The organism is Bradyrhizobium sp. SHOUNA76 (assembly GCF_023006445.1).
Lineage (GTDB): Bacteria > Pseudomonadota > Alphaproteobacteria > Rhizobiales > Xanthobacteraceae > Bradyrhizobium.
This window is the reverse complement of the sequence record NZ_JALBHA010000594.1, coordinates 1-3,547: the sequence shown is the minus strand read 5'-3', so window position 1 is coordinate 3,547 and position 3,547 is coordinate 1. Positions and strand designations below refer to the sequence as shown.

4 protein-coding genes and 1 pseudogene are annotated in these 3,547 nt (G+C 63.4%); 1 reads left to right on the top strand and 4 read right to left on the bottom strand.

Annotated elements, in window-relative coordinates; genetic code table 11:
- A pseudogene (locus MOV74_RS33920) lies at positions 1 to 444 on the bottom strand (bifunctional proline dehydrogenase/L-glutamate gamma-semialdehyde dehydrogenase); the annotation flags it as partial.
- 114 nt (positions 445 to 558) lie between these two features.
- Between MOV74_RS33920 and MOV74_RS33915 the strand changes: the two are divergent.
- Positions 559 to 1,020, top strand: a complete 462-nt coding sequence (locus MOV74_RS33915; protein ID WP_246931341.1) for an Lrp/AsnC ligand binding domain-containing protein — start codon at positions 559 to 561, stop codon at positions 1,018 to 1,020.
- Positions 1,021 to 1,191: 171 nt separating this feature from the next.
- On the opposite strand, the gene MOV74_RS33910 is transcribed toward MOV74_RS33915, so the two are convergent.
- The 3 genes from MOV74_RS33910 to MOV74_RS33900 all read right to left on the bottom strand — a co-directional run bounded on the left by MOV74_RS33910 (position 1,192) and on the right by MOV74_RS33900 (position 3,120).
- Positions 1,192 to 1,392, bottom strand: coding sequence for a cold-shock protein (locus MOV74_RS33910; protein ID WP_008134691.1), 201 nt, complete (start codon positions 1,390 to 1,392; stop codon positions 1,192 to 1,194).
- A 207-nt stretch (positions 1,393 to 1,599) separates the two neighbouring features.
- Positions 1,600 to 1,908 carry a cytochrome c gene (locus MOV74_RS33905; protein ID WP_246931340.1) on the bottom strand — a complete coding sequence of 103 codons (309 nt, stop codon included), beginning with the start codon at positions 1,906 to 1,908 and terminating at the stop codon, positions 1,600 to 1,602.
- A gap of 12 nt (positions 1,909 to 1,920) precedes the next feature.
- Positions 1,921 to 3,120, bottom strand: a complete 1,200-nt coding sequence (locus tag MOV74_RS33900; protein ID WP_246931339.1) for a molybdopterin-dependent oxidoreductase — start codon at positions 3,118 to 3,120, stop codon at positions 1,921 to 1,923.
- Positions 3,121 to 3,547: the final 427 nt, after the last annotated feature.

Sequence of the window (3,547 nt, the reverse complement as noted above, 5' to 3'; positions counted from 1 at the left end):
GCCGAGTCGCTTCACCAGCCGGCCGATGGTGCCGTCGGGCGTTTCGCCGGGCTGGATCACCCGCGCCGACAGGCCGAGCGCCCAGGCCGAGGCGTTGACCAGGAAGGCGGTGGACTTGGTCTCGTGGTGGATGAAGTCACCCTCGCCGAGCTTGTCCTCGATGAACTGGTCGGCGGTGCGCGCGTCGGGCACGCGCAGCAGCGCCTCGGCCAGCACCATCAGCGCGAGCCCTTCCTTGGTCGACAGTGCGAACTCCCGCAGCATGTCCTCGACCCCACCGAGCCGGTCGTCGCGCTTGCGGATCGCCTCGATCAGCCGCGTCGCGGTGCGGTCGATCCGCGTCTCCTGCGGCGGGGACAGATGCGACGCCGGCAACAGGCGCGCGGCGATCTCGGCGTCATCGGCTGCGTAGGGGGCGGTGAAGGGCGGCGGAATGTTCGGCATGGCGGGTCCTGTGGCTGCAATCCAGGATAATGCCGGCGTTACCGTAGTTCGATAGACAATCTAGCTGGTTTGCCTTAGAAAGTGAAGATCATAAGCCATTTGACCGCATAAACCATGGAACTGGATCGAATCGACCGGAGAATCCTCTCCATTCTGCAGGAGGACGGGCGCATCGCCAATGTCGACCTCGCCGAGCGCATCGGGCTGTCGCCCACCTCGGTCGGCGAGCGGCTGAAGCGGTTGCAGCGGGAGGGCTTTGTCGAGGGCTATGGCGCGCGGCTCAACCCACACCGGCTCGGCCTCGGGCTCCTGGTGTTCGTCGAGGTGCTGCTCGACAAGACCACGCCGGATAATTTCGAGCGGTTTGCGCGCGCGGTGAAGCTCGCGCCCGAAGTGCTGGAGTGTCACATGGTTGCCGGCGGCTTCGACTATCTTGTGAAGGCGCGGCTTGCGGACATGACCGCCTATCGACGCTTCCTCGGCGAGACCCTGCTGTCGATGCCGGGCGTGCGCGAGACGCGGACCTATGCGGTGATGGAAGAGATCAAGCGCGACGCACCGTTGCCGGTGGGCTGACGAAATGCCGTCGCGATTGTCATTGCTGTGGCGTTGAACGAGCGGTCTTCGCGCGAAAAATAGCTCTCCGTGTGCAATCGCAACGCCTGTCGTCGAATGCACTCACCGTCTTCTAAAATTTTTTTGGCCCGGCTCCCGGACAGATCCGGGAGGCAGCAAAAGCTGGCGGGCTTAGACTTTGAGGTTCTCTGCGGAGGTCTTGCCCCGGTTTGCGATCTCTTCGTATTCCACCGTCTGCCCCTCATTGAGGGAGGACAAACCGGCTTTCTGCACTGCCGAGATATGCACGAACACATCCTTGCCGCCCGACGCAGGCTGGATAAATCCATAACCCTTCGTCGGGTTGAACCACTTGACCGTACCTTTAGCCATCACGACTTCTCCGCGGGTCTTCCTCCGAGATCTCGAACCGCCAGTCCCCGCCAACCGGCCGGTTCGGTCCTAACAGGATACGCGGAATGTGGCGGGCTTGGTAGCTCAAACCACATCAGCATTTCGCCGAATTCCGCTCAACTTCGCGGCGCTTTTACCGGTTTTGCCCGTTTCGCGGTCAAATGGCCCGATGCTGCGCGCCATCCGTCAATACGTCGCGGCCAGATAATCGACGATCTTGCCGACGTCGGCATCGTCGATCGGTGCGCCATAGACCTTGATCATCTTGGTCACCTCGGCCTGCCAGAAGCCTTTCCTGTCCTTCATCGGCGGCTGCGTCTTGATGTAGTCGGCCGAGTGGCAGGCGCTGCAATTGCCCTGCACGACGTCGAGATTGGGCCCGGGCTTGAGCGCCGCGACCTCATCAGGGGTCTTGTAATTGACCGGCGCGGCAAGGGCCGCCCCCACCGCGGCGGCAAGGGCAAGGGCAATGGCCAGGAGAACGGTGCGCTGCATGATCATTCTCCTTCAGGCCACGGTCACGCGGACGGTTTCGACGACGTTGCGCAAATAGCCCGCCGGGTTCCAGCGTGGCGTGTCCGGCTGCGTCTCGCCGCCATTGCCGGTGGCGCGCACCTTGAGCTCAACGGTGCCCGCCGCGAGCTTCACCGGCAGCTTCCATTCGCGGAACGAGTATTTACCGAGATCCTTGCCGAGCTTTGCGCCCACCCAAGTCTTGCCGCCGTCGGTGGAGACCTGGACCTCCTTGATGCCCTTGCCGCCGTCGAAGGCGATGCCGCGCAGGGTCACAGCTCCCGCCTTCAGCTTGGCGCCATCAGGCACGCTGGTGATGAAGGAGCGGATGGTGAAGCGGTTGATCGGGATCGTCGCCTTCGGCGCGGTGCCGGGCTCGATTGCGTTGTTTGGCGTATCAGGAATGCGATAGGCCGACTTCATCCAGAAGCCGTCATAGACATTGTCGAGGACGGTGATCTCGTTGAGGTGCTTGACCCAGTAGGTGCCGAAATAGCCGGGCACGATCAGGCGCAGCGGAAAGCCGTTGAGGAACGGCAAATCCTCGCCGTTCATGCCATAGGCCAGCATCACCTCGCCGTCGGTGGCGTGATCGATATCGAGTGCCTTGACAAAATCAGGCGTCTTGTCGCTGACCGGCCCGTCCATGCCGTTGAACGTGACCTGCTTGGCGCCGCTCTGCACGCCGGCCATGTCGAGCACGGCCTTCAGCGGCACGCCGCGCCAGCGCGCATTGCCCATGGCGCCGTTGGCAAGCTGGCCGCCTGCGACGCGCGGCTCGAAAAAGCCGCGGCTGTTGCCGGAGCATTGTGCGACGGCGACCAGCTCCGTCGCTTTCATCTTCCTGATGTCTTTCAGCGAAAGTTTCAGCGGCTTGTCGACCTTGCCCTTGACCTCCAGCGTGAACTTGTCGGGATCGAGATTGTAGGGCAGGTCGGAGAGGTGATAGCGCACGAAGAACGCGTTGTTGGGCGTGATCGGGCCGTCGTTGAAGATCGCAAACGGCGTCTCGAGCTGCGGCGGTCGGCTGGTCAGGCCGATCATCGGCCGCTTCTGCGGATATTTCACCAGCGGCCGTTCGCCATTGGCGAACGGGAGCGTGACGGTATCGAGTGCCAGCGCTTTGGTGGAATTCAGTGTGGCCGTAATGGCGGTCAAGCCCGCTCCTTTGAGCAGGTCGCGTCGATCGAACATCTGGTCCCCTCCCGGAGCTTTTCGTTGGACCAGCGGTCATCACCGCAGGCCCGCGCTCATCTGTCGCAACGATCTCGACGAAGTCAATTCGTGCTTTCGCAGCAGGCCCATGCCGCTGCGTTGCAGCAGGCCGGTGTTACGGCTGTAGTGAGATTGAGCCGAGTTGTAGCCGCGACGGTGGTGCACCTCTCCCGCTTGCGGGAGAGGTCGCGCCCCGGGCGATGCGAAGCATCGTCCCGCGCGCGGGCGAGGGTTCTTTCCTCTGGGGGATTGTCCCATTGCGGAGATACCCTCTCCCCAACCCTCCCCCGCAAGCGGGGGGAGGGAGCGCACTGTCTTCGTGGCTGCCTTACGCCGCAGCGCGTGCGCTACTGTCGACCAGCGCCGTCAGCTGCCGCGCATCCGCCACCGCGCGCACGGCAAGCGG

Bases quoted from the DNA above. Each gene is read 5' to 3' on its own strand.
- MOV74_RS33915 (WP_246931341.1), top strand. From the start codon at position 559: ATGGAACTGGATCGAATCGACCGGAGAATCCTCTCCATTCTGCAGGAG.
- MOV74_RS33910 (WP_008134691.1), bottom strand. From the start codon at position 1,392: ATGGCTAAAGGTACGGTCAAGTGGTTCAACCCGACGAAGGGTTATGGA.
- MOV74_RS33905 (WP_246931340.1), bottom strand. From the start codon at position 1,908: ATGCAGCGCACCGTTCTCCTGGCCATTGCCCTTGCCCTTGCCGCCGCG.
- MOV74_RS33900 (WP_246931339.1), bottom strand. From the start codon at position 3,120: ATGTTCGATCGACGCGACCTGCTCAAAGGAGCGGGCTTGACCGCCATT.